The sequence below is a fragment of the Acidiphilium cryptum JF-5 genome (genome assembly GCF_000016725.1).
Classification (GTDB): domain Bacteria; phylum Pseudomonadota; class Alphaproteobacteria; order Acetobacterales; family Acetobacteraceae; genus Acidiphilium; species Acidiphilium multivorum.
In genome coordinates this window covers 1,147,740-1,174,121 of sequence record NC_009484.1, presented here as the reverse complement: position 1 = coordinate 1,174,121, position 26,382 = coordinate 1,147,740, and the positions used below count along the sequence as shown (strand labels likewise).

Below are 26,382 nucleotides of genomic sequence, written 5' to 3'. Positions count from 1 at the left end.
CTGGGCCGAATGCGTCGTGTGAAGCGGCCACAAGTACGGAAGGGGAAATGATCCAAATGGATTTCGAGAACTCTGCATCGTTCAAGCGTCGCGGGCTGCTGAAGGCTGGCGCCGCCGCCGGCGTGTCCAGCCTTGTCCTCCCGCAAGTCAGCTGGGGCGCCAGCGAAACGCCGGTCAAGATCGGCATGATCGACCCGCGCACCGGCGTCTACGCGCCTGCGGGTCACAACGAGATCATCGGCGCCACCATGGCGGTCGACGAGATCAACAAGAAGGGCGGCATTCTCGGCCGGCCCGTCCAGCTTCTCGTCGAGGACGACAACAGCCTGCCCGGGCCTGCCGTCAGCAAGGCGCAGAAGCTCGTCGCCGAGGACAAGGTGAACTTCCTGATGGGCACGGTGAATTCGGCCGCGTCCGAATCGCTCAGCCAGTTCGCCCTTCAGCACGAGATGCTGTTCGTCGACACCGGCGGCCACGCGGATGACGTGACCGGCAGCAAGTGCCACTGGACCACGTTCCGCACCTGCTCGACCACCTGGATGCTCACCGCCGGCGACTTCGAGACGCTCTTCAAGAAGTTCGGCAAGAAGTGGTTCTTCATCGTGCCCGACTATGCCTTCGGTCACGCCCTCTACAAGGACTACATGATCCAGCTGAAGAAGGCGGGCGGCCAGGCCGCGGGCCACGCGCTCGCGCCGCTGGGCACCACCGACTTCTCCTCCTACCTGATCCGCGCCCGCGCCGCGAAGCCGGACGTGCTGATCTGCCTGCAGGCGGGCGACGACCTCGTGAACCTGCTGAAGCAGGCCGTGCAGTTCGGCCTCGACAAGCAGATGGCGATCGCCGGCGCGCTGCAGGAAATGGAAGTGCTCCAGGCGCTGCCGAAGGCCGCTCTCCTCGGCTGGTGGACCTTCGAGTGGTACTGGAACCAGCCCGGCGTTCCGCATGTCGCCGATTTCGTGACGGCGGTGAAGAAGCGCACCGGCGGCAAGGTGCCGACGGCGCGAACCTGGTTCGGCTATGCCACCGCCCACGCCATCGCGATGGCCGCGAACAATGCCAAGTCGCTCGACTCGCTGAAGGTGGTTAAGGCCCTCGAGGGCATGGAACTGCCGCCGGATGTGGCACTGCAGCCGGGCAAGGTTTACTACCGCGCCGGGGACCATCAGATGATGGCGAACATGTTCCCCGGCTACGTCCCCAAGGACGCGAGCTACCCGAACCTGTTCAAGGTGGCCGAAGTGGTGCCGAGCGAGAAGATCGCCCTGTCGCCGGAGGCCGCTGGCTGCAAGATGACGTACCCGAGCTGAAGCCCCGCCCGCGTGGCGGACTGGACCGGTCCACGGCGAAAGCCGTGGGCCCGTTCGCCGCATCCGCCGCGCGACCTCGTCTCCAGCCGCGCCCGCGGGCGCCAGATATGAAGTAAGATCCGTGGAAACTCTGCTTGTCTACAGCGCCTTCAACGGGTTGGTGGTCGGCATCTTCTATGCGCTCATGGCGCTGGGACTGTCGCTGATCCTCGGCCTGAACGGCGTCATCAATTTCGCCCATGGCACCTTCATGGCGCTCGGCGGCTATCTCGCCTTCACCCTCGAACCCTATATCGGCTTCTGGGGCGGGCTGATCGTTGCTCCGCTGCTGGCGGTGGTGGTCGGCGTCGTGACCGAACGGGTGCTGATCCGCCCGCTCTACGGGCGCGATCCGCTGTTCTCGCTGCTGCTGACCTTCGGCCTCGCGATGATCATGCAGGACATGATCCGCACCATCTGGGGCTCGATCGGGCAGCCCTTTGCCCTGCCGAACTACCTCAACTCGCCGCTCAGCTCCTCGATGTTCTTTCTCACCGGCTTCCGCATCGTGGTCATCCTGATCACCGTGCTGGTCACCGGCGCGCTGTTCGCGGTGCTGCGGTTCAGCCGCATCGGCATCCGCATCCGCGCCGGCAATGCCGATCTCGAAACCATCTCCTCTCTCGGGGTGAACATCTTCTTCCTGCGCGCGGCGAATTTCGGCATCGGCATCTTCCTTGCCGGCGTGGCCGGCATCCTCGCCGCCGGCCAGCTCGGCCTGTCGCCGACGATCGGTGATTCGCTGATCATGCCCGCCTTCGTCGCCATCATCGTCGGTGGCGTCGGCAGCCTGATGGGCAGCGTGCTCGGCGGGCTCATCATCGGCATGGCCTCCGGCCTCACCGCGGCCTTCTATCCGGTCGCGCAGGAAGTCGTCATCTACGTCATCATGGCGGTGGTCCTGGTCATCCGCCCCCGCGGCCTGCTCGGCCAGGAAGGTCTGTTCGAATGAGCACTGCACTCGACACCAAGCCGGCCACGCGGCCCGCGCCCTCGATCGGCGGACGCGAGATCTCCGCGGCGATCATCTGGCTCGCCCTGCTGTTCGTGCCGATCTGGCTGCCGGCCGTCGGCGGCTTCACCGATCTCGCCTCGCGCGTGCTGGTCTACGCGATGGCCGCGACCGGGCTGAACCTGCTGCTCGGCTACACCGGCGGCCTGTCCTTCGGCCATGCGGCCTATTTCGGCCTCGGCGCCTACGGCACCGGCCTGTTCATCATCCATGTCATTCCCTCGATGCCGCTCGCCCTCATCGCCGGCACGCTGCTCGGCGGCATCGGCGGCATCCTGGTCGGCCCGATGGTGATGAAGCGCAAGGGCATCTACTTCTCGATGATCACCATCGCCTTCGGCCAGATGTTCTACTTCCTCGCGGTGCGCTGGAACACCGTCACCGGCGGCGAGGACGGGCTGACCGGCTTCTCCCGCGTGCCGCTGCATCTCGGCGGCGAAACCATCAATCTCGGCCCGGCGCGCTTCTATTATGTCGTGCTGGCGCTTTTCGCGGTGGTCATGCTCGTCGTCTGGCAGATCCTCCGCTCGCCGATGGGCCATGCCTTCGTCGCCACCCGCGAGAACACCACCCGCCTGCGCTTCCTCGGCGTCGCGGTGGACAAGCAGGTCTGGGTCGCCTTCGCCATCTCGGCCTTCATCACCGCACTCGCCGGCAGCCTGAACGCGATGCTGACCGCCTTCGCCTCGCCGGACGACCTGCAATGGCAGCTCTCCGGCTCCTTCGTCGTCATCTGCGTGCTCGGCGGGATGCGCAGCTTCTGGGGACCGTTCCTCGGCGCCGTGATCTACATCGTCGCGCAGGACTACCTCTCCAGCGTGACCCAGAACTGGATGACCTATATCGGCCTGATCTTCGTCCTGTCGGTGCTGTTCTTCCCGCAGGGCCTGCTCGGCTTCATCAAGGGGAGGGCGCGGTCGTGAGCCTTCTGAAACTCGAACATGTCGGCCGCCGCTTCGGCGCGCTGCAGGCGCTGAAGGACATCTCGCTCGCGGTCGAGCCGGGCGAGCTGCGCGCCGTCATCGGCCCGAACGGCGCGGGCAAGACCACGCTGTTCAACCTGATCAGCGGCTTCTTCCCGCCCACCGAGGGGCAGATCATCTTCGACGGCCAGCCGATCACCGCGGTCAGCCCGAACGAGCTGGTCCGCCGCGGCATCATCCGCACCTTCCAGATCACCCAGGTCTTCCTCTCGCTCTCGGTCTACGAGAATGTCCGCGTCGCGGTGGAAACGGCGATGGGCCTGCAGCTCCGCCCCTGGATCTCGCGGGCGACGCGCGCGAAGGTCGATGAAAAGGTGGACGAACTGCTCCAGGTCACCCGCATCGCCGACAAGGCGGACCGCATCGTCGGCGAGATGTCGCATGGCGACCAGCGCGTGGTGGAAATCGGCATCGCCCTGTCGCGCCATCCGCGCCTGCTCCTGCTCGACGAGCCGACCGCCGGCATGGGGGATGAGGAAACCCACCACATGACCGACCTGATCCGCCGGCTCAACAAGGACCAGGGCATCACCATGCTGTTCGTCGAGCACGACATGGCGATCGTGTTCGGCATCGCCGACCGCATCACCGTGCTCGACAACGGCACCTTCCTCGCCGAGGGCACCGCGGCGGAAATCTCCGCCAACCCGCGCGTCCAGAGCGCCTATCTCGGAACCGCCATCGAGGAGACCGCAGCATGAGTGCCGTTCTCGAAGCCGAGGGCCTGCAGACCTATTACGGCAAGAGCCATATCCTGCACGGCGTCTCGCTGAAGGTGAACCAGGGCGAGCTGATCGCCCTGCTCGGCCGCAACGGCGCCGGCAAGACCACCACCATGCGCAGCGTCATGGGCCTCACCCCGCCCCGCGATGGCAACATCAAGCTCTTTGGCAAGGATGTGACCAGGGCGGCTTCCCATCGCATCGCCAATGCCGGCGTCGGCTATGTTCCCGAGGGCCGCAAGATCTTCGGGCACATGACGGTGCACGAGAACCTGCTCGTTCCCCCCGAGACCAAGGGGCCGTGGACGATCGAGACGATCTACAAGCTCTTCCCGCGCCTTGAGGAACGCAAGACGAGCAAGGGCGGCCGGCTCTCCGGCGGCGAGCAGGAAATGCTGGCCATCGCCCGCGCGCTGCTGCTCAACCCGAAATTCCTCATCCTCGACGAACCCTCGCAGGGGCTCGCGCCGGTCATCGTGCAGGAAGTCATGCGCACGATCGGGCGGATGAAGGGGGAGGGGATGTCGATCCTGCTGGTCGAGCAGAACGCGCATCTGGCCCTGCAACTCGCCGACCGCGCCTATGTGCTCTCCGACGGCGAGGTCGTCTATGACGGCTCCGCCGCCGAACTCGGTGCGGATACGGAACGGATGGAACACCTCGCCGGCGTCAGCCACGCCGGCTGACGTTGTGGCGATTGGCGTCAGCCACACGGGCTGACGTTGTGTCGATTAGCGTCAGCCACACGGGCTGACATTGTGTCGATTGGCGTCAGCCACACGGGCTGACATTGTGTCGATTGGCGTCAGCCACACGGGCTGACGCTGTGGCGATTGGCGGCTGCGCGCCGTTCATCTAAGCATGGCAGGTCAGTCATGAGGCCTGCCATGTCATCGATCGCCGCCCCTCCCACCGCCACGACCGCGACCGACCGCGAGGCCGCGAAGGTCATGGCGGCGGGCATCGCCAGCATGGTCCTCACCGTCGGCCTCGCCCGCTTCCTCTACACGCCGCTGCTGCCGGTGATGCAGGAGCAGGCGCATCTCTCCGTCACCGGCGGCGGCTGGCTCGCCACCATCAACTACGCCGGCTACATGACGGGCACGCTGCTGATCGCCGCGATCGGCGACTTGCGCACCCGTTTCCTGTTCTACCGCGCCCTGCTGGTCATCGCCGTCATCACCACGGCGGCGATGGGCCTGACCACCAGCCTCGTCGCCTGGGCGGTGCTGCGCTTCTTCGCCGGAATGACGGCGGTGGGCGCGCTGCTGCTCGGCACCGGGCTGATGCTCGCCTGGCTGCGCCATCACGGCAGGCGGCTCGAACTCGGCGTGCCCTTCGGCGGCCTCGGCCTCGGCATCGTCGTCTCCGGCCTGCTGCCGATGGCGATGGCCTTCCGGCTCGACTGGTCCGGCGAGTGGATCGCCTCCGGCCTGTTCGGCATCGTCTTCCTGATCCCCGCCTGGATCTGGATGCCGATGCCCCCGCAAGCCGACGCCGCCGGCCCCGCCGCCCTGGCGGACACGCCGCCGGTCGCCCGCTGGATGGCGCTGTTCGTCGCCGCCTATTTCTGCGCCGGCGTCGGCTATGTCGTCAGCGCCACCTTCATCGTCGCCCTGGTGGCGCATCTGCCGGCGCTGCGCGGCATGGGGAACCTGGTCTGGGTCGTGGTCGGCCTCGGCGCGATCCCGACCGCTCCGCTCTGGGACCGCGTCGCCCGCCGCACCGGCGACATCAGGGCGCTGCTCGCCGCCTTCGCCCTGCTCACGCTCAGCATCGCAATCGGCGCGACCACGCGCGGCGTCGCCCTCTCGCTGGTCGGTGCCGCCCTCTACGGATGTTCGTTCAACGGCATCACCAGCATGACGCTGACGATCATCGGCCGGCTCTACCCGCGCAACCCCTCGAAGGCGATGGCGCGGATGACGATCAGCTTCGGCGCCGCGCAGATCATCGCGCCCGCCGTCTCGGGCTATATCGCCGCGCTCACCGGCAGCTACGACGGCGCGCTGTGGATGGCCGCCGCGGTGATGGTCACCGGCATGGCCTGCCTGCTGCTGCTCCCGCGCCGGCGCACCCAGGCGGCAGCCGAAGCCGCCGCCTGATCCATACGATCCTTAGAGCACTTTCCGATCCTTTCGGATCGGATGTAGTGCTCTACCACATTGATAAACAGAGCATCTTTATCCGATCAGATGATTCCATCTGATCGGATGATGCTCTAGTGTCCTGCCCCTGAAATTCGTGGGTGAATTTCAGGGACAAGCAGGCCACTAAACTATTGTTTTTTCCAGTGTCCACTTTGAATCTGAAATCCGATGGATTTCAGATTCGGGACACTAGCGCCCGCGCTGCACCTGCGTCACGTCGCGCACCGCGCCGTTGGCCGCACTCGTGGTCAGCGCCGCATAGGCCTGCAGCGCGGCGGAGACCACGCGCTCGCGCGCGGCCGGTTTCCACGCCGCCTTGCCCTTCGCCTCCATCGCCGCGCGCCGCGCTTCCAGCGTCGCCTCGTCGAGCTTCACGTCGAGCTTGCGGTTCGGGATGTCGATGGCGATGATGTCGCCCTCCTCGACCAGCCCGATCGCCCCGCCCTGCGCCGCTTCCGGCGAGATATGCCCGATCGACAGCCCCGCCGTGCCGCCGGAGAACCGCCCGTCGGTGATCAGCGCGCAGGATTTGCCGAGGCCCTTCGATTTCAGGTACGAGGTCGGATACAGCATCTCCTGCATCCCCGGCCCGCCTTTCGGCCCCTCGTAGCGGATCAGCACCACGTCGCCCGCCTTCACCCTGTCGCCGAGAATGCCGGCGACCGCGTCCTCCTGGCTCTCGAAGATCCGCGCCGGCCCCTCGAAGACGAGGATCGACGCATCGACGCCGGCCGTTTTCACGATCGCGCCGTCGAGCGCGATGTTGCCATACAGCACCGCGAGCCCGCCATCCTTGCTGAACGCGTGCTCGGCGTCGCGGATGACGCCCTTCTCGCGGTCGAGATCGAGGCTTTCGTAGCGCCGGCTCTGGCTGAACGCCTCCGTCGTCCGCACCCCGCCGGGGGCGGCGCTGTAGAGCGTCTTCGCCGTCTCGCCGCCGCGCATCACGTCCCAGCGGTCGATCGCCTCGCCGATCGTCTTCTCGTGCACCGTGGCGCAGTCGCGATGGATCAGCCCGGCGCGGTCGAGCGCGCCGAGAATGCCCATGATGCCGCCGGCGCGGTGCACGTCCTCCATGTGGACATTGCTGACCGAGGGCGAGACCTTGCAGAGATTGGGCACCCGGCGCGACAGCCGGTCGATGTCCGCCATGGTGAAGTCGAGTTCCGCCTCGCGTGCCGCGGCCAGCAGGTGCAGCACCGTGTTGGTCGACCCGCCCATCGCGATATCGAGCGACATCGCGTTCTCGAACGCCTTGAACCCGCCGATCCGGCGCGGCAGCACGCCCTCGTCGTCCTGCTCGTAATAGCGCCGGGCGAGATCGACGATCTGCCACCCCGCCTCGACGAACAGCCGCTTGCGGTCGGCATGGGTGGCGAGCAGCGAGCCGTTGCCCGGCAGGGCGAGGCCGAGCGCCTCGGTCAGGCAGTTCATCGAATTGGCGGTGAACATGCCCGAGCACGAGCCGCAGGTGGGGCAGGCGGAGCGTTCCATCACCGCGGCCTGCTCGTCGGTCTTGGTCGGGTCGGCGGCGACGACCATGGCGGTGATCAGGTCGGCGGCCCTGGTCTCGCCATCGGCGATGTATTTGCCCGCCTCCATCGGCCCGCCCGAGACGAAGATGGTCGGGATGTTCAGCCGCATCGCCGCCATCAGCATGCCCGGCGTGATCTTGTCGCAGTTGGAAATGCAGACCAGCGCGTCGGCGCAATGGGCGTTGACCATGTATTCCACCGCATCGGCGATCAGCTCGCGCGAGGGCAGCGAATACAGCATGCCGCCATGACCCATGGCGATGCCGTCATCGACGGCGATGGTGTTGAATTCCTTCGCCACCCCGCCGGCCGCCTCGATCTCGCGGGCGACGAGCTGGCCGAGATCCTTCAGGTGCACATGGCCCGGCACGAACTGGGTGAAGGAATTGGCGATGGCGATGATCGGCTTGCCGAAATCCGCATCGCCCATGCCGGTCGCGCGCCACAGCGCGCGGGCGCCCGCCATGTTGCGGCCGTGGGTGGAGGTGCGGGAACGGTATTGGGGCATGGTGTCTCGTTTCCAGTCTGGCAATTTTGCCAGTTACTATAGGGTCAGGACCGGTGCCGCGCTACCCTGCGCCGGTGAGGGCGAACACCCGCAGCGCCGAGGCGAGCGGGCGGTCCGGGTCGCGCGCGGCGTCGACCTCGCCGACCAGCGTGCCCAGCGCCACGCCGCGCCGCGCCGCCGCCGCCTCCAGCGCCGTCCAGAATTCCGGCTCCAGCGCCACGCTGGTGCGGTGCCCGGAGAGCGACAGGCTGCGCTTCTCGAGGTTCATTCCCGCCGCGGCAGCACGTAGAGCAGGGCCGGCAGGAACACGAAGGTGGCGATCAGCACGGCCAGCAGGCTGAGCAGCAGCAGCGCGCCGAGGCTCGCCGTGCCGCGGTCCTGCGAGGCGGCGAGCGAGCCGAAGGCGGTGCCGGTGGTCAGCGCCGAGAACAGCACGGCCCGCGCCGTGGCCGAGCCCAGCAGGTGCTTCATCCCGTCGCGCCAGTTCATCACGAAATACACGTTGAACGAGACGCCGACGCCGAGCAGCAGCGGCAGCGCGATGATGTTCGCATAGTTCAGCTGCAGCCCGGCGAGATGGGCGAACAGCGCGGTGAGAACGGCGGACAGCGCCAGGGTGAGCACCACCAGCGCCGAATCCCGCGCCGAGCGGAGAAACAGCATCAGGATCAGCCCGATCGCGGCGGCGGCCAGGGCGGCGGCCTCGCGGAAGGCGCCGAGGATGGTCTGCGCCGTCGCCACCGTGGTCGCCGCCGGCCCGGCCGCGACCGGCACCACCGTCTCCACCGCCCGCACGAAGCGCCACAACCCCGCCGAGCTTTGCGCCGCCGCGGTCGGAATCACCTGCACCCGCACCTCGCCGCCCGGCAGGAACCAGTCCCGCTTCACCGACTGCGGCAGGTTCGCCGCCGTGATCTCCTGCGCCGAGAGCGCCTGGTTCAGCCGCGTCAGCGCATCCGGCAGATAACGGGTGAGGGCGGCGTTCATCGCCATCACCCGCGCGTCGGGAGCGGATTTCAGCTGCTCCAGCGCGGCGCCGATGCCGAGCAGCGGGGAGTCCTTCGGCAGCTTGCCCGCGACCGCGGCGATCTCCGCCGCCGCCTTCGCCGCCGCCGCGCGCAGGCGCTGCGGCGTCACCGCGGGCGGCGTGCCGGCCGCGAGGCTCGGCGCCAGGATGCCCTGCGTCTGCCGGATCATGCCGAGCTTGGCCGCCTGGTGCTGCGGCACGAAGGTCGCGCCGGAAATCACCTGCGAGACCTCGGGGAGCTTGCCAAGCCGCGCCGAAAGCTGCCGCGCATCCTCGACATTCTTCGCCAGGACATTGATGTAGAAAGGATTCGTGACCGATTTGTCGAGCAGCGAATGCAGCGTCCGCATCGCCTCCGTATTCGGGTTCTGGGTGTCGAGCGGGTTGGCGTCGAACTGCAGCGTGGCGGCGGCGAGAATGCCGGCGATCGCCACCGCGGCGAAAATGCCGAGCACCGGGCGGCCGTGCCGCTGCAGCGCGCTGTCGCCCCAGTCGCCGAGCGGAAAGCCGATCCGCTCCGCCTCGCCGCGCGGCCGCGTATAGGCGAGCAGGGCGGGCAGGAAGGTGATCGTGCAGATGAAGGCGATCACCATGCCGATCCCGGCGATCAGCCCCAGTTCGGCGACGCCCACGAAGCTGGTCGGCACGAAGGCGAGAAAGCCGCAGGCCGTCGCCCCGGCGGCGAGCGCGATCTGCACCCCCGCCTCGTCGGCGGCGCCGATCAGCGCCAGCGCGGGGTCGTCCACCCGGCGGCGCACGTCGCGCAGCCGCACGCAGAACTGGATCGCGAAATCGACCGCGAGGCCGACGAACAGGATCGCGAAGGCCACCGAGATCAGGTTCAGCGTGCCGATGGCGAGGGCGGCGAAGCTGATCGTCAGCGCAAGTCCCGCGAGCAGCGTGGCGAGGATCGGCACGATCATCCGCCACGACCGCACCGCGAGCAGCAGCCAGAGCGTGATCAGCGCGGTGCTGATGAGCAGCCCGGCCACCATCCCCTGGGTCAGGCTGGCGAACTGCTCGTCCGAAAGCGGGATCTGCCCGGTATAGCTCACCTTCGCCGACCCGTCCTTCACCTCCGGCAGCCCGGCGATGATCCGCCGCAGCGCCGCCGTCGCCACCCCGCCCGGCTCCAGCGCGCCGTGATCGAGAACCGGATGGATCAGCACGAAGCGCACATTGCCCTGCTCCGCGGCCACCCCCGGCATCAGCAGCGACTGCCACGAGAGCGGCGCGGGATGCCCGGCCGCCGCGGCCGCCAGCGCCTTGCGGAAGGTGTCGAGCTGGGCGCGGTAGGGGGCGAGGTTGGCCTGCCCCGCGCCGACGCCCACCGCCATCAGGTCGAGCGCCTTGAACAGCCCGGCGGCGGAGGGATCGGCCGAGAGCTGGCCGAGAAAGGGCTGGGCGGTGACGATCGAGTTCAGCAATGTGGCGAGCTGCGTCTCGGGCAGCAGCAGCAGGCCGTCGCGGTCGTAGAAACTGCCGGTTCCGGGGCGCGAGGCATCGTGGAAATGGGTCTTGTCCTCCGCCACCTTCGCGGCCAGCGCCTTCGCCGTCGCGTCCGCCGTCTCCGGCACATCGGCGCGCACCACCGCGACGATGAGGTTCTGGAACTGCGGGAACGCCCGGTCGAACTTCATCTGCTCCTGCCGCCAGGGCAGGCTGGCGGCGAAGAGGTGATCGGTATTGGTGTCGATCCCGAGATGGGACGACGTATAGGCGAGCCCCAGCACGATCGCGGCCAGATAGGCCGCGATCACCGCCCGCGCGTGGCGGCGGCTCAGGGCGACCGCGGTCATGATCAGTCTTCGCATCGAACGGTTCCGGTCCGTGGTCGCATACCGTGCCCTGGTGTCCCGCGCTGAGATCCGGAGTGAATTTCAGCGCCGATCAGGTCACGAATATGTTGATTTTACGAGTGTCCACTTGAGTCTGAAACCCGGCGGACTTCAGTGTCGGGACACTAGGCCCTGCGCCATGGCGCGGCAAGACAATGGCCCCGCGCCGGGCGGCGTCAGCCGCGCACCAGCGCGTCCGGCACGGCGAGCCCCGCCTCGCGCAGCGCCGCCGCCGCGCCGGGGTGGAAGGGCACCGGCGAACTGCGGTCGATCCAGCCCGCGTCCAGCCGCGCCGGCCCGCTGCCGGGCAGGGTGCGCAGCAGGGCGGCGCGATGGATCAGCGCCGCCCGCGTCACCGCATGGGCCAGCCCTTCCGGCAGGCTCGCCGCACCGATGGCGATCGCCTCGGAGCCGATCGTCGCCACCGCGGCGGACAGATGCGGCAGCGCGTCGCGGCCGATCACCGTCGGCCCGATGCCGGGCAGCGCCCGCCGCGCCGCCGCGATCTCGCCCCGCTCGAAGCCGATCAGGTTGTAGCCGCCGCTCGCCGCCGCGGCGCGGACCGCCGGCAGCGGCGTGACGCCGAAAAAGGCGCAGGCGTCGATCCGGCCCTTTTGCAGCAGTTCGATCTGCTCGTGATAAAGCCCGTCGATCGCCAGCTGCGGCCGCACCCCGGCGGCGGTGAGCGCCGCCGCCGCCAGCACCGCCCCGGCACCGCCGGCCGGGCCGACGCCGATCCGCTTGCCGTCCAGATCGCGCAGCCGGCGCAACCCGCTCCGCGCCGGCGCGAAAATCTGCAAGCTCGCGCCAAAGACCGGAAACAGGGCGCGGAATCCCTGGAGCTTCACGCCGCTGGTCCAGGCGCCCTGGCCCATCCAGGCCTGTTCGGCGACGGCCAGCACCGCGAGGCCCAGCTGTGCCGCGTGCTGCTCCACCAGCAGGATGTTGGCGGCGCTGCCGCCGGATGCGCGGTAGGACACGGAAATCCGCGCGGCCTTCTGCGCCAGCTGTCCCCAGGCCTGGCCATAGACCGAGAACCCGCCGCCCGGCTGGCCGGTCCCCATCGTGATGGCCACCGGCATCACCGGCAGGCTCGCCGCCCGCGCCGCCAGAGGCGCCCCGGCCATCGCCCCCAACACCGCGCGCCGTCCCCGCGCCATTGCCATTCTCCTCGTCATGTCCCGCGTTGTTCCGCCCGATTTGGGCGAATTCAGGGCGCAGCCTCCTGCCATGCCCGATCCGTCGCACCGGACACGACGTGATCACGAAACCGGTACGTTCGCTTAAAATACGAAACCACCGGCAAGGCAAATTCAGGTCAGGTTGCGGATCCGCTCCAGCCCGGCCAGCAGGGCCGCGCGAATGCCCGGCTCCAGCGCCGAGTGCCCGGCATCCGGCACCACCGTCAGCCGCGCGGCGGGCCAGGCGTCGGCGAGGTCGAAGGCGGAATTCGGCGGGCAGATCATGTCGTATCGCCCCTGCACGATCTCGCCCGGCACCCCGGCCAGCCGTCCCATCCCGGCCAGCAGCCCGTCCGGCGGCAGGAACAGGTTGTTCAGGAAGTAATACGCCTCGATCCGCGCGAGCCCGAGCGAGGTGCGGTCCTGCGCGAAGGCGCTCACCGTCTCGTAGCTCGGCAGCAGCGTCGAGCACGATCCCTCATAGACCGACCAGGCCTGCGCCGCCGGCAGGTGAATGGCCGGATCGGGGTCGCAGAGCCGGCGGAAATAGCTCCCCAGCAGATCGCCCCGCTCCGCCTCGGGCAGGAAGTTCACCAGCGCCGCGTGCGCATCGGGGAAGAAGCGGGCGATTCCTTCGAGGAACCATTCCACCTCGCTCGGCCGGCCGAGGAAGATGCCGCGCAGCACCATGCCCATCACCCGCTCGGGATGCGCCTGGGCATAGGCCAGCGCGAGGGTCGATCCCCAGGAACCGCCGAACAGCAGGAACTGCCTGATGCCGAGATGCTCGCGCAGCGCCTCGATATCCTCGATCAGCGCCGGCGTCGTGTTGCGCGCGAGGCTGCCCAGCGGCGTCGAGCGCCCGGCGCCGCGCTGGTCGAAGATCACCACGCGCCAGAATGCCGGGTCGAAGAAGCGCCGGTGCACCGCGCCCGCGCCGGCGCCCGGCCCACCATGCAGGAACAGCACCGGCCGCCCGCGCGGGTTGCCCACCTGCTCCCAGTAGATCACATGCCCGTCGCCGACCGGCAGATACCCCGTCTGATACGGGCCGACCTCGGGGAACAGGTCACCCCGCGGCATCGGCCGCCCCTTCGAGGCAGGCCTCGATCACCCGCGCCACCTGTGCGTCGTCGAGATCGGGATGCAGCGGCAGCGCCATGATCCGCGTCGCCACATCCTCCGAAACCGGCAGCGCCGCCCCGTCATGCGAGGCGCGATAGGCCGGCTGGTGATGCAGCGGCTTCGGATAATACACCGCACTCGGAACACCGCGGGCGCGCAGCCGCGCCTGCATCGCCTCGCGCGCCGCGCCATCGCGCAGCAGCACCGCATAGATCGCCCAGGCGCTCGAACTCTCCGGCACGCGGACGGGGGTGGCGAACACCGATGCCAGCGCCTCGTCATACCGCCGGGCGATCGTCTCCCGCCGCGCCAGCTCCGCCTCGAACACGTCGAGCTTGGCGAGCAGCACCGCCGCCTGCAGCGTATCCAGCCGCCCGTTCATGCCGATCCGCTGCACGTCGTAGCGCGTCGTCCCCTCGCCATGGGTACGCAGCGAGCGATACAGCGCCGCGCGTTCGTCGCTCTCGGTGAACAGCGCGCCGCCATCGCCATAGGCGCCGAGCGGCTTCGAGGGGAAGAAACTCGTCGCCGTCGCATCCGCGGCGCGGCCGAGCCGCTCCCCGCCGAGGGCGGCGCCGAAGGCCTGCGCGCAGTCATCCAGCGTGAACAGCCCGTGCCGGGCGGCGATGTCGCGCAGCGCCGGCCAGGGCGCGGGCTGCCCGAACAGATCGACCCCGACCACCGCCCGCGGCCGCAGCAATCCGGCCGCGTTCACCGCGCCGATCCGCGCCTCCAGATGCGCGGGGTCGATCTGGAACGTCGCCGGATCGATATCGACGAAAACCGGCGTCGCGCCGAGCAGCAGCGGCACCTCTGCGGTCGCGGTATAGGTGAAGGCCGGCAGGAACACGGCATCGCCCGGCCCGATCCCCTCCGCCATCATCGCGATCTGCAGCGCGTCGGTGCCCGAACTCACGCTGACGCAATGCGCCGCCCCGCAGAACGCGGCGAGCCGCTGCTCCAGCTCGGTGACTTCGGGGCCGAGGATGAACTGGCCATGCGCCAGCACGGCGTCGATCCGCGCCCGCAGGCCGGGGCCGAGCCGCGCCTGCTGCGCCTTGAGATCGAGAAACGGAATCGGGGGAAGATCGGTGTCCATCGGCGTTCTCTAGCCGGTCGGGCCCGCCGCGGCGAGGGGTTGCGCGCCGAACTCCGGCACCAGCCTTGCCAGCGCCGCGAGCGCGGCCGCCGCCTCGCCGCGCTGGATCAGGGCGGCCAGCTCGTCGAAGGCCCGGCCGACCAGGGCGGCGTCGGCCACCCGCGGGGCGGCCATCAGCAGGCCGGGAAACCCGGTCTCGATCGGCCGTTCGGCGCCGTGGAACAGCTCCTCGAACAGCTTTTCTCCCGGCCTGAGCCCGGTGAAGCGGATCGGGATGTCGAGATCGGGCCTGAGCCCGGCGAGGCGGATCATCTGCCGCGCGAGATCGACGATCTTCACCGGCTCGCCCATGTCGAGCACGAAGATCCCGCCTTGTGCGACCGGCAGCGCCGCGTCCGAGCGGCCGACCACGGCGGCCTGCAGCACGAGCGAGACCGCCTCGCGCACCGTCATGAAATAACGCCGCATGTCGGGATGCGTCACCGTCAGCGGCCCGCCGCGGGCGAGCTGGCGGCGGAACAGCGGCACCACCGAGCCGGTCGAGCCCAGCACGTTGCCGAACCGCACGGTGACGATGCGCATCCCCGCCTGCCGCCGCGCCGCGACGTCGAGCCCCTGGGCATACATCTCCGCCAGCCGCTTCGACGCGCCCATCACCGAGGACGGGTTCACCGCCTTGTCGGTCGAGATCAGCACCATCAGCCCGGCGCCGGCGGCGCGGGCGGCATCGGCCACGTTGCGGGTGCCGAGCGCGTTGGTGGCGATGCCCTCCAGCGGATTGGCCTCGACGATCGGCACATGCTTCAGCGCCGCCGCGTGGAACACGAGGTCCGGCCGCCATTCGGCGCAGAGCGCCTCGATCCGCGCGCGGTCGCGGACATCGGCGATCACCGCCGCGCGCGCCAGGCCCGGCACCTGCTCCGAGAGTTCGAGATCGATCCGCCACAGCGCGAACTCGCTCGAATCGAGCAGGATCAGCCGCGCCGGTCCGAACCCCGCGACCTGGCGGGCCAGTTCCGAGCCGATCGACCCGCCGGCGCCGGTCACCAGCACGCAGCGTCCCTGGATCATCCGCGCCATGCCCTCGCGGTCGAGCGCGACCTGCGGGCGGTTGAGCAGGTCTTCGATGGCGATCGGCCGCAGCGCGGTCTCCGGCTCGCCCGGCGTGGTGGGCGAGAGCGTGGTCGGCCGCGGCGCGCGGGCGGCGCGGATGCCCCGGCGCTCGGCTTCGTCCATGATCTCGCGCAGCGCCGGGCCGACGAGCTCGCGGCTCGCCACCACCAGCACGGCCGGCATCTGCCCGGCCTCGGCCAGCCGGTCGAGCGCCGCCGCCAGCCCGCTCACCTCGCCGAGGATCGGCACGTTATGGATGCGCCGGCCGGTCTCCCGCGCCGAGCCCGCCAGCACGCCGATCACCCGGTAGCGCTGGTGGCTCTCGCGCGACAGGGCGGCGAGGAACAGTTCCGCGCCCTCGCCATCGCCGAGCAGCAGCGCGGTCTCGGCATCGTCCGACAGCACCTCGCGGCGGCTGCGCGCCATCCGGTAGAGCACGCGCGGCGCCAGCAGCGCGAGGCCGAGCGTGATCATCAGCAGCGGCGGAAAACTCGCCGAGGGAAGCCTGGCGCCGACGCCGACGAGCAGCAGCACGAGCAGCAGCGCGGCGAACACCGCACTCGCCCCCACCGCGATCGCGTCGGGCAGGGCGGTGAAGCGCCAGTGCTGCCGGGCGAGGCCGAACGGCACGCCGACCAGCCAGATCGCCGCCGACCCGGCCAGCGGCAGGACCGCCGGCGAGGGCATCGGATGCGCCGGATCGGCGAGCCAGCAGGCGCCGATCACCGCCAGCGCGGCCAGCAGACCGTCGAGGGCGAAATTGACCGCGATGCGGATCTGGCTGCGCTGCAACGTCATGGTGCTCCGTCTGTAGCGGAATTGGCCGCCGCCGTCATAGGGTGCACCGCAGCAACGAATTGGGTTGCACCTTTTCTCACAAAAGGTGTAACCCGCTCTGCATCGCAGGTGCAACCGCAACAGGAGGAACGGCGATGGCTGTCAGCACGATGGGGGTCAAGCTCGACGATCAGGTCCGCGCCCGGCTCCGCGCCCTGGCCGAGCGCGAGGGACGGACGACGCATCACCTCGCCAAGCAGCTCATTCTCGCCGGGCTGGAGCGGCTCGAACGCGGCGAGGCGCTCGACGCCGCCGTCACCGCCGAGGACGATGCGCCCGCTGCCGTGCCCTTCCTCGAATTCGTCCAGGACGTGCAGCCGCAGACGGTGCTGCGCGCCGCGATCACCGCCGCCTACCGGATCCCGGAAACCGACGCCGTCGCCGGGCTGATCGAGGGCGCGACCCTGCCCGCCGCCGCCGCGAAACAGGCGCGGGCGACCGCGACCAATCTCGTCACCGCGCTGCGCGCCCGCCGCAATGCCGGCCTGGTCGAGACGCTGCTGCAGGAATACGCGCTGTCGAGCCACGAGGGCATCGCGCTGATGTGCCTCGCCGAGGCGCTGCTCCGCATCCCCGACGCCGCCACGCGCGACGCGCTGATCCGCGACAAGATCGGCGCCGGCGACTGGCAGAGCCATCTCGGCGGCAACAAGTCGGTCTTCATCAACGCCGCCACCTGGGGGCTGCTGCTCACCGGCAGGCTGAACGCCACCGCGAGCGAGGCCGGCCTGTCCTCGGCGCTGACCCGGCTGCTCGCCCGCGGCGGCGAGCCGGTGGTCCGCCGCGGCGTGAACATCGCGATGCGGCTGATGGGCGAGCAGTTCGTCATGGGCCGGACCATCGGCGAGGCGTTGGCCAATGCCCGCAAGCGCGAGGCGAAGGGCTTCGCCTATTCCTACGACATGCTGGGCGAGGCGGCACTCACCGCCGCCGATGCCGCGCGCTACTACCGCGACTACGAACAGGCGATCCACGCGATCGGCGCCGCCGCGGGCGGCAAGGGGATCTATCGCGGCCCCGGCATTTCGGTGAAGCTCTCGGCGCTGCATCCGCGTTACTGCCGCGCCCAGCGCGCGCGGGTGATGGAGGAGCTGGCGCCGCGGCTCAAGGCGCTGGCCCTGCTCGCCCGCCGCTACGATATCGGCATCAATATCGACGCCGAGGAAGCCGACCGGCTCGACCTCTCGCTCGACCTGCTGGAAGGCCTCTGCTTCGAGCCGGGCCTCGCCGGCTGGAACGGCATCGGCTTCGTGGTGCAGGCCTACCAGAAGCGCGCGCGATCGGTGATCGAGTTCCTGATCGACCTCGCCCGCCGCAGCCGCCACCGGCTGATGGTCCGGCTGGTCAAGGGCGCGTATTGGGACAGCGAGATCAAGCGCGCCCAGCTCGACGGGCTGGAAGGTTTCCCGGTCTTCACCCGCAAGATCCACACCGACCTGTCCTATCTCGCCTGCGCGCGGGCGATGCTGGCGGCGCGCACCGAGATCTTCCCGCAATTCGCGACGCATAACGCGCTGACGCTGGCGAGCATCCACGCCCTGGCCGGACCCGCCTTCGAGGTGGGGGACTACGAGTTCCAGTGCCTGCACGGCATGGGCGAGCCGCTCTACGAGGAAGTCGTCGGCCCGCAGAAGCTCGACCGGCCCTGCCGGATCTACGCGCCGGTCGGCACCCATGAGACGCTGCTCGCCTATCTCGTCCGCCGGTTGCTGGAGAACGGCGCCAACACCTCCTTCGTCAACCGCCTCGCCGATCGCCGCGTGCCGGTCGAAGCCCTGATCGAGGACCCGGTCGCCGCCGCGAGAAAGATCGAGCCGCTCGGCGCGCCGCATCCGAAGATCGCGCTGCCGGGCGCGATTCTGGGCACGCGGCGCAATTCCGCCGGATTTGATCTCACCAGCGAGCAGCGCCTCGCCTCGCTCGGCTCGGCCCTGCTGGCAAGCCTCGAACAGGACTGGCGCGCCGCCCCGCCGGATGCCGATCCGGCCGCGCCGGGGCGGACCGTGGTCAACCCGGCGAATATCGCCGACCGCGTCGGCACCGTCATCGAGCCGGATGCGGGCGCGGTCGGCGCCGCGCTCGCCCGCGCCGCCGCCATGGCGCCGATCTGGCAGGCGACGCCTGCCGCCGAGCGCGCCGCGATCCTGCTTCGCGCCGCCGACCTGCTCGAACACCGGATGACGGCGCTGGTCGGGCTGATCGTGCGCGAGGCCGGCAAGTCGCTCCCGGCGGCGATCGGCGAGGTGCGCGAGGCGGTCGATTTCATGCGCTATTACGCGGGCCAGCTGCAGGATGGGTTCGACAACGAGACGCATCGCCCGCTCGGCGTGGTGGCGGCGATCAGCCCGTGGAATTTCCCGCTCGCCATCTTCACCGGCCAGGTGGTCGCCGCACTCGCCGCCGGCAATGTGGTGCTCGCCAAGCCGGCGGAGGAAACCCCGCTGATCGCCGCTCAGGGCGTGCGGATAATGCACGAGGCCGGCGTGCCGGCGGATGCGTTGCAGCTGCTGCCGGGCGATGGGCGGACGGGTGCCGCGCTGGTGGGGGATGCCAGGGTCGGCGGCGTGGTGTTCACCGGTTCGACCGCCGTCGCCCGGCTGATCCAGGCCACGCTCGCCCGGCGCCTCGATGCCGATGGGATGCCGGTGCCGCTGATCGCCGAGACCGGCGGGCAGAACGCGATGCTGGTCGATTCCTCGGCGCTGCTGGAACAGGCGGTGGGCGATATCGTGACCTCGGCCTTCGATTCCGCGGGGCAGCGCTGCTCGGCCCTGCGCATCCTGCTGGTGCAGGACGACATTGCGGATCCGCTGCTCGCCATGCTGCGCGGGGCGATGGAGGAACTCGCCGTGGGGGCGACCGACCGGTTGTCGAGCGATGTGGGCCCGGTGATCACGCGGGAGGCGCGGGACAATATCCGCGCCCATGTCGAGACGATGGAAGGGCGGGGGCATAAGGTATTCTCGGTGGCGCTGCCGCCGGAGACCGAGGGCGGGTGGTTCGTGGCGCCGACGATGATCGAGATCGACCATCCCTCGGCACTGGAGCGCGAGGTGTTCGGGCCGGTGCTGCACGTGGTGCGTTACCGGCGCGAGGAGCGGAATGCGATGGTCGCCGCGGTGAACGCGCTGGGCTATGCGCTCACCTTCGGCGTGCACAGCCGGATCGACGAGACGATCGCGCAGGCGGTGGGCAAGGCCGAGGCCGGCAACATCTACGTCAACCGCAACATCGTCGGCGCCGTGGTCGGCGTGCAGCCCTTCGGCGGGCATGGGCTGTCGGGCACCGGGCCGAAGGCGGGCGGGCCGTTCTACCTGCGCCGGCTGCTGGCACGGCGGCCGATGCCGCATGGCGAGGGCGAGCCGGCGCCGGCGTTCACGAAGCTGGTCGGCTGGATGCGCGAGCAGGGGATCGAGACCGCGCCGGCGCTCCGCTATGCGGCGGCTTCGGCGTTCCGCGACGCCGAGCTGCCGGGGCCGGTGGGCGAGCAGAATACCCTGCGGCTGAAGCCGAAGGGGCTTGTGCTCTGCCGGGCCGCGAGCCCCGAGGGCATGTGGCGCCAGGTCGCCGCCTGCCTTGCCACCGGCAATGCGCCGCTGGTGCTCTGCGACGGCGCCGAGGCGGAGATCGCCCGGATGCCGGCGGAGATCCGCCCGGCGATCGCGCCCGCCGATGCGGTGGCGCGGGCGGAATTCAGCGCCGTGCTGTTCGAGGGCCATCGCGACGCGCTGATCGCGCTGCAGATGGCGCTGGCGGAGCGGGACGGGCCGATCGTGCCGGTCCACGCCCTGCCGGCGGAGGACCATTCCGAGTGGGATTATCCGCTCGAATTCCTCCTCGAGGAGCAGTCGATCAGCGTCAACACCGCGGCGGCCGGGGGTAATGCCAGCCTGATGTCGATCGGCTGATTTTTTGCTCCGCGGCCATTTAGGGCTTAATCAAAGCCCGTACGGCCGCCAGCGCTTCATCAGCTTTGCTCGCATCAGGACCGCCGGCTTGGGCCATGTCCGGCCGACCGCCGCCGCCCTTGCCTCCGACTACGCCCGAAGCTGCTTGGACCAGCGTAACGGCGTTATTCGCAGACGTGAGGTCAGGTGAAACGGCGACGACGATACTCGCCTTTGATTCGGCGGTGGAGACCAGGGCGGCGATGCCCGAGCCCATCGATTTCAGGATGGAATCCGCCAGCGATTTCAGGTCGCGCGGCGAGACCTCGCCGAGATTGCGGGCGGCAAACTTGATGCCGGCCACCTCCTCGATCTCGGCCGCGGCGCCGCCGGTGGCGAGCTTGCGCTGCAGCTCGGCGACCTGCCGCTCGAAACGCTTTTTCTCCTCCAGCAGGGCGGCGATGCGGGCGGGGAGTTCGGCGGGCGCGACCTTGAGCGCGGCGGCGGCCTCTTCCAGCAGATCGGTCTCGGCCTCGGTGGCGGCGAGGGCGGCTTCGCCGGTCACCGCCTCGATCCGGCGGATGCCGGCGGCGACGCCTGATTCGGCGAGGATGCGGAAGGCGCCGATATCGCCGGTGCGGGCGACATGGGTGCCGCCGCACAGCTCGATCGAATAGGCCGACCTGCCGGCATCGCCGGCGCCCATCGAGACGACGCGCACCTCATCGCCGTATTTCTCGCCGAACAGCGCCATCGCGCCGCGCTTGACCGCCTCGTCCGGTGTCATGAGCCTGGTTTCGACCGCGGCGTTCTCGCGGATGCGGGCGTTGACCTCGCGCTCGACGGCGCGGAGTTCCGCTCCCGTCACCGGGCGGGGCTGGGAGATGTCGAAGCGCAGGCGGTCCGGCGCGTTCAGGCTGCCCTTCTGCGTCACGTGCGGGCCGAGGGCGCGGCGCAGCGCCTCGTGCAGCAGGTGGGTCGCCGAATGGTGGGCGCGGATGGCGCCGCGGCGGGCGTGATCGACCTCGGCATGGACGGAGTTGCCGGGGGCGATCTCGCCTTCCTCGATCGTGCCGTAATGGACGAAGAGATCGCCGGCCTTTTTCTGGGTGTCGGTGACGCGGATGGTGACGCCGGGGGCGGTGAGCGTGCCGGTATCGCCGACCTGGCCGCCGCTTTCGGCGTAGAAGGGCGTCTGGTTGAGGATGAGGGCGACCTCCTGCCCGGCCTCGGCGCGGCCGGCGGGCGCGCCGTTCACCACCACGGCGAGGATGCTGGCATCGCTCTCCTCGGTCGAGTAGCCGAGGAACTCGGTGCCGCCGAGACGGTCGCGCAGGTCGAGCCAGACGGTTTCGGTCGCGGCATCGCCGGAGCCGGCCCAGGCGGCGCGGGCGCGGGCTTTTTGCTCGGCCATCGACGCGGTGAAGCCCTCATGGTCGAGGCCGCGATGCTGCTCGCGCAGCGCGTCTTCCGTCAGGTCGAGCGGGAAGCCGTAGGTGTCGTAGAGCTTGAAGGCGACCGCGCCCGGGAGTTTCTCGCCCGAGCCGAGTTTCTGCACCTCATCCTCAAGGAGCGAGAGGCCGCGTTCGAGCATGACCGCGAATTTCTGCTCTTCCAGTTTCAGCGTCTCGACGATCAGGGCCTCGGCGCGGGGGAGTTCGGGGAAGGCGACGCCCATCTGCCGGGTGAGGGCGGGGACCAGGCGGTAGATGAAGGGCTCGCGCATGCCGAGCCGGTGGGCGTGGCGCATGGCGCGGCGCATGATCCGGCGCAGCACGTAGCCGCGGCCCTCGTTCGAGGGCAGCACGCCATCGGCGATCAGGAAGGAGGTGGCGCGGAGATGATCCGCGATGACGCGGTGGCTGACCTTGTGCGCGCCGTCGGGATCGGTGTGGGAGACCTCGGCCGAGGCGAGGATGAGGGCGCGCAGCGTGTCGGTATCGTAGTTGTCGTGCTTGCCCTGGAGGATGGCGGCGAAGCGCTCCAGGCCCATGCCGGTGTCGATCGAGGGGCGGGGCAGCGGGTTGCGCACGCCGGCCGGCTCCTCGAGGAACTGCATGAAGACGAGGTTCCAGATCTCGATGAAGCGGTCGCCATCCTCGTCCGGGCTGCCGGGCGGGCCGCCGGGAATGGACGGGCCGTGATCGTAGAAGATTTCCGAGCAGGGGCCGCAGGGGCCGGTATCGCCCATGCGCCAGAAATTGTCGTCGGTCGCGATCCTGATGATTTTCTCATCCGGCAATCCGGCGATCCGTTTCCAGAGCGAGGCGGCCTCGTCGTCCTCGTGGTAGACGGTGACGAGGAGTTTTTCCTTCGGCAGGCCGAAGTCGCGGGTCAGCAGGGTCCAGGCGTTCTCGATCGCGACGTCCTTGAAATAGTCGCCGAAGGAGAAGTTGCCGAGCATCTCGAAGAAGGTGTGGTGCCGGGCGGTGTAGCCGACATTGTCGAGATCGTTGTGCTTGCCGCCGGCGCGGACGCATTTCTGCGAGGAGGCGGCGCGGACATAGGGCCGGTGCTCGTGGCCGGTGAAGACGTTCTTGAACGGCACCATGCCGGCATTGACGAACATCAGCGTCGGGTCGTTGCGCGGTACCAGGGGTGCGGAGGGCACCACCTCGTGGCCGTTGCGGGCGAAGAAGTCGAGGAAGGTGGCGCGGATGTCGTTGCTGGAGGTCATGAAAAGGCCCGTGATCCCTGAAACGTGTTGTGCGCAGAGCCATACCGCAGGGTTGCGGCAATGTCATCCGAGCGGCGGGCAGGGGCAGGCATCCGCGCATCGGGCGATGGCGGGCGGGGGGGCGCGGCGGGGTCAGGCACGGGCGGGCGGGGCGCGGGCGAGCCAGAGCGGGGTGGCGCGTTCGAGGCGGTTGGGCGGGTCGTTTGCCGGGGCCAACGGGGGCCGAACGCGGGGGCGGCGCGGGGGGCGCGGTTTCGGCGCGGGCGGGGCGCGGCGCAGGCAGGGCGGCGGGCGCAGGCCGAGGGTGCGGCAGAGCGGGCGGAGGATGCGGCCGAAGCGCGGGTCGGTCCCGATCAGGGCGATGGTCGCCGGATCCTCCAGCAGGGCGCGGAGGCGACCGGCGATGCCGGCGGCCTCGGGGATGGGAGCAAGAACCCAGCCGCGGCGGCGGGGCAGGTCGGGCGCGCGGGGGCGGGCGGGACGGGATTTCGGCGCGCGCGGCCGGGGCGGCGGCGCACCGGCGGCGAGGATGGCGAAGCGGGCGGCGGCGCGGCGCAGGCGGGTCCAGAGGAGGAGCAAAAGGGCGCGCGTGTCAGGCGCCAGATTTCGCGCCGCCCCGCGCACGGCGACGGCCTGGCAGAAACCGTCGATGATGGCGCGGAAGCGGGCGGCGAGGTCCATGAACGGAACAGGAACACGGACGGGCGGGGGTGGGCAAGGATTTTTGCGGCGGTGGGGGTGACCCAAGCCAGACGCACGCCCTGACTTCAACAGAGCTCAATAGCCGTCATTGCTGACCGTCGCGCATTTCTGTCGCAAGAGATCGTATCAAGCGACAAAAATATGCGACATGAGAACGTCATATACCTGCAAAGAAGGACGATTGTCGTATAATTTACAAGTTATGCGGCAGCCAGTAACCGTATATGGGGGGGGGGAGAAGTCGTCGAGATCGGCCATAGCTTAGCGGGTACCAAGTGTCATATTTTGATCAGCACAAATCACCCGTCTTTGGCGCGGGCTGACTAAAAGGATGCCATAGATTGACAGTTGAATTCGGCCAATATCCCAGCTAACATAGTGTTTTGAATAAGGGGCCATACAAAATGTTTATTGTCGGGGAAACTGGAAAAGTGGGTGGCAAGCCGACCTTCGGCAACATGACCCAGGATCAAGCTGTAGCCTGGCTGATCGCTAAGGATGGCCGCGGCAACAACATCAGGAACAACATGAAAACCTGCGTATCGGGCGTGATGTCAGACATGGGCGGACCGGGCGGAGGCAACGTCCGGTACTCCTTTGACGGTCAACCGATGCGTCATGTCTCAATGGGCGCAGGGGCTGGCTCGGGAGTGACATTATTCTACATCGCACGACCTGGTAACGTCGCGAAGATCATCGGCATTGGGTACCACATCGGCGCCCAGACCTATGAACTTCAATGGAAGGACAGTAGTTGGAACACTGTCGGCAAAGCGAATAAGATTTCGCTGGACTGAAGTTCATTGGGTTTTGGCGTAGCAGAATGATCGGACGGAGAGGTGGCGGCGTTTTGGGCGGAACAGTGTGGTGATTTTGTCGTGGGTAGCGAGGAATTTCTGGGCATGACCCAGAGATTTGCGACGTCGCCAATTTTGATCGGCATGATGAAGGAAGAATTGAGTTAGATTGCGGCAACGATGGCCGATGGCCGATGGCCGAGAGGCGGGCGATTGTCGTGGAAAGTCTGGAGCCGGGTGCTGTTGGAGCGGTGTCATGGTCCTGTTAACAGCAACCGTAACTCTTTGTTTTTTCACGATGAGCACCGCGCCGTGGCGTAGGCCCGCTGCTAGAGGATGTCTTGTATTTGTCGCGCAACTTAGGATTTGTGCGACACTCCAAGCTTTGGCTATGGGTCTGCCTTACCAGCCAGCTCGTTCCTAAGCAGACAGGCAGCTATCCCCCGATCTTGCTCGGGCGGTCTGCTTCCGCAATGTCGGCTTCCCCGGGCGTGGCCAACAAAGCGGAGTGCCCCGGATGGGCGCACAGCCGCCGCGCAGTCGGTCCGTTCTGTACGGCGGCTTTCCTCGCCCCCCCCCCCCATAGCCGTCATACCGATGGGGTCAATCGAAGAAGAGACGGCGGCGCTGGGGCGCCGCCGGGGCAGGAGCAAATCAGTCGGCGGCTTCGGTTTCGGTTTCGTCGGTGATCATGGCGGCTTCGACGAGGTTGGCCTGGGCGCGGATGCGTTGTTCGATGGAGGCGGCGACGTCGGGGTTGTCGCGGAGGAACTGTTTCGCGTTCTCGCGGCCCTGGCCGATGCGCTGGCTGTCGCAGGAGAACCAGGCGCCGGATTTCTCGACGATGCCGGCCTTTACCCCGAGATCGAGCAGTTCGCCGACCTTGGAGATGCCCTCGCCGTACATGATGTCGAACTCGACCTGGCGGAAGGGCGGGGCGAGCTTGTTCTTGACCACCTTCACGCGGGTCTGGTTGCCGGTGACTTCCTCGCGGTCCTTGATCGAGCCGATGCGGCGGATGTCCATGCGGATGGAGGCGTAGAATTTCAGCGCGTTGCCGCCGGTGGTGGTTTCGGGGTTGCCGAACATGACGCCGATCTTGAGGCGGATCTGGTTGAGGAAGATCACCAGGGTTTTCGAGCGCGAGATCGAGCCGGTGAGCTTGCGCAGCGCCTGGCTCATCAGGCGGGCGTGCAGGCCGACATGGCTGTCGCCCATCTCGCCCTCGAGCTCGGCGCGGGGGACGAGGGCGGCGACGGAGTCGACCACGAGGACGTCGATCGCGCCGGAGCGGACCAGGGTGTCGGCGATTTCGAGCGCCTGTTCGCCGGTGTCGGGCTGGGAGATCAGCAGGTTGTCGACATCGACGCCGAGCTTGCGGGCGTAGATCGGGTCGAGCGCGTGCTCGGCGTCGACGAAGGCGCAGGTGCCGCCGCGCTTCTGCGCCTCGGCCACGGCGTGCAGGGCGAGGGTGGTCTTGCCCGAGGATTCGGGGCCGTAGATCTCGATCACGCGGCCGCGGGGCAGGCCGCCGATGCCGAGGGCGAGGTCGAGCCCGAGCGAGCCGGTGGAAATGACGTCGATCGCCTCGGATTCGCTGCGCGAGCCCATGCGCATGATCGAGCCCTTGCCGAAGGCGCGCTCGATCTGGGCCAGGGCGGCGTCGAGTGCCTTGTTCTTTTCCATCGGTAACTCCTGAAGCGTGTTGGGCGGGCCGGCGTGATGCAACCGGAGCGCGAAATTAGTCTAGCGGGCGCCGGGTTGCCCGTCGAGGATGAGTTTTGCATGAAGAGAACATATCGGCAACACGTTTGGTAAGAATTTATTAACCATTTGTTCT

At 68.8% G+C, this 26,382-nt stretch carries 18 protein-coding genes; 8 read left to right on the top strand and 10 right to left on the bottom strand.

Annotated features, from left to right (window positions below):
* Window positions 1-56 precede the first annotated feature (56 nt).
* The 6 genes from ACRY_RS07710 (at window position 57) to ACRY_RS07685 (ending at window position 6,171) form a co-directional block, all read left to right on the top strand.
* On the top strand, window positions 57-1,310 hold the full coding sequence (locus tag ACRY_RS07710; protein WP_011941954.1) for an ABC transporter substrate-binding protein: 1,254 nt from the start codon (window positions 57-59) through the stop codon (window positions 1,308-1,310).
* A gap of 121 nt (window positions 1,311-1,431) precedes the next feature.
* Window positions 1,432-2,301, top strand: coding sequence for a branched-chain amino acid ABC transporter permease (locus ACRY_RS07705; RefSeq protein ID WP_007422800.1), 870 nt, complete (start codon window positions 1,432-1,434; stop codon window positions 2,299-2,301).
* On the top strand, window positions 2,298-3,284 hold the full coding sequence (locus ACRY_RS07700; protein WP_011941953.1) for a branched-chain amino acid ABC transporter permease: 987 nt from the start codon (window positions 2,298-2,300) through the stop codon (window positions 3,282-3,284). Before ACRY_RS07705 ends, ACRY_RS07700 begins: the two co-directional genes overlap by 4 nt.
* A complete protein-coding gene (locus ACRY_RS07695) occupies window positions 3,281-4,045 on the top strand; it encodes an ABC transporter ATP-binding protein (protein WP_011941952.1) in 765 nt (254 codons plus the stop codon). Before ACRY_RS07700 ends, ACRY_RS07695 begins: the two co-directional genes overlap by 4 nt.
* A complete protein-coding gene (locus tag ACRY_RS07690) occupies window positions 4,042-4,752 on the top strand; it encodes an ABC transporter ATP-binding protein (protein WP_007422797.1) in 711 nt (236 codons plus the stop codon). The genes ACRY_RS07695 and ACRY_RS07690 overlap by 4 nt, the downstream gene beginning before the upstream one ends.
* A 201-nt stretch (window positions 4,753-4,953) precedes the next feature.
* Window positions 4,954-6,171 carry a YbfB/YjiJ family MFS transporter gene (locus ACRY_RS07685; RefSeq protein WP_011941951.1) on the top strand — a complete coding sequence of 406 codons (1,218 nt, stop codon included), beginning with the start codon at window positions 4,954-4,956 and terminating at the stop codon, window positions 6,169-6,171.
* Between the two features lie 234 nt (window positions 6,172-6,405).
* On the opposite strand, the gene ilvD is transcribed toward ACRY_RS07685, so the two are convergent.
* From ilvD to ACRY_RS07650, 7 genes are all read right to left on the bottom strand, one after another.
* Window positions 6,406-8,259 (bottom strand): dihydroxy-acid dehydratase, encoded by a 1,854-nt coding sequence (gene ilvD / locus ACRY_RS07680; protein ID WP_007422795.1) that lies wholly within the window; start codon window positions 8,257-8,259, stop codon window positions 6,406-6,408.
* Window positions 8,260-8,320: 61 nt separating this feature from the next.
* Entirely contained in the window at window positions 8,321-8,527 is a 207-nt protein-coding gene (locus tag ACRY_RS07675) for a ribbon-helix-helix domain-containing protein (RefSeq protein ID WP_011941950.1), read from the bottom strand.
* Window positions 8,524-11,085 carry an MMPL family transporter gene (locus tag ACRY_RS07670; protein WP_231295373.1) on the bottom strand — a complete coding sequence of 854 codons (2,562 nt, stop codon included), beginning with the start codon at window positions 11,083-11,085 and terminating at the stop codon, window positions 8,524-8,526. Before ACRY_RS07670 ends, ACRY_RS07675 begins: the two co-directional genes overlap by 4 nt.
* Before the next feature lie 215 nt (window positions 11,086-11,300).
* Window positions 11,301-12,284 (bottom strand): TAXI family TRAP transporter solute-binding subunit, encoded by a 984-nt coding sequence (locus ACRY_RS07665; RefSeq protein WP_011941948.1) that lies wholly within the window; start codon window positions 12,282-12,284, stop codon window positions 11,301-11,303.
* Between the two features lie 153 nt (window positions 12,285-12,437).
* Window positions 12,438-13,388: a prolyl aminopeptidase gene (gene pip, locus ACRY_RS07660; protein ID WP_007423576.1), complete on the bottom strand. Its 951-nt coding sequence runs from the start codon at window positions 13,386-13,388 to the stop codon at window positions 12,438-12,440.
* The gene (locus ACRY_RS07655) at window positions 13,375-14,529 is read right to left on the bottom strand and encodes a DegT/DnrJ/EryC1/StrS family aminotransferase (RefSeq protein ID WP_011941947.1); all 1,155 of its coding nucleotides are present in this window, start codon (window positions 14,527-14,529) and stop codon (window positions 13,375-13,377) included. The genes pip and ACRY_RS07655 overlap by 14 nt, the downstream gene beginning before the upstream one ends.
* Window positions 14,530-14,538: 9 nt before the next feature.
* Window positions 14,539-16,440, bottom strand: coding sequence for a polysaccharide biosynthesis protein (locus ACRY_RS07650; RefSeq protein ID WP_011941946.1), 1,902 nt, complete (start codon window positions 16,438-16,440; stop codon window positions 14,539-14,541).
* Window positions 16,441-16,574: 134 nt separating this feature from the next.
* Between ACRY_RS07650 and putA the strand changes: the two genes are divergently transcribed.
* Entirely contained in the window at window positions 16,575-20,387 is a 3,813-nt protein-coding gene (gene putA, locus ACRY_RS07645; protein WP_011941945.1) for a trifunctional transcriptional regulator/proline dehydrogenase/L-glutamate gamma-semialdehyde dehydrogenase, read from the top strand.
* Between the two features lie 19 nt (window positions 20,388-20,406).
* On the opposite strand, the gene alaS is transcribed toward putA, so the two are convergent.
* Window positions 20,407-23,043 (bottom strand): alanine--tRNA ligase, encoded by a 2,637-nt coding sequence (gene alaS, locus ACRY_RS07640; RefSeq protein WP_011941944.1) that lies wholly within the window; start codon window positions 23,041-23,043, stop codon window positions 20,407-20,409.
* A gap of 132 nt (window positions 23,044-23,175) precedes the next feature.
* Complete coding sequence (locus tag ACRY_RS07635) at window positions 23,176-23,724, bottom strand: hypothetical protein (RefSeq protein ID WP_043509128.1); 549 nt, start codon at window positions 23,722-23,724, stop codon at window positions 23,176-23,178.
* Between the two features lie 452 nt (window positions 23,725-24,176).
* On the opposite strand from ACRY_RS07635, the gene ACRY_RS07630 reads away from it, so the two are divergent.
* Window positions 24,177-24,542, top strand: coding sequence for a hypothetical protein (locus tag ACRY_RS07630; RefSeq protein ID WP_155856354.1), 366 nt, complete (start codon window positions 24,177-24,179; stop codon window positions 24,540-24,542).
* Between the two features lie 654 nt (window positions 24,543-25,196).
* Here the strand turns inward: ACRY_RS07630 and recA are convergent.
* Window positions 25,197-26,228, bottom strand: coding sequence for a recombinase RecA (gene recA / locus ACRY_RS07625; protein ID WP_007423960.1), 1,032 nt, complete (start codon window positions 26,226-26,228; stop codon window positions 25,197-25,199).
* Window positions 26,229-26,382: the final 154 nt, after the last annotated feature.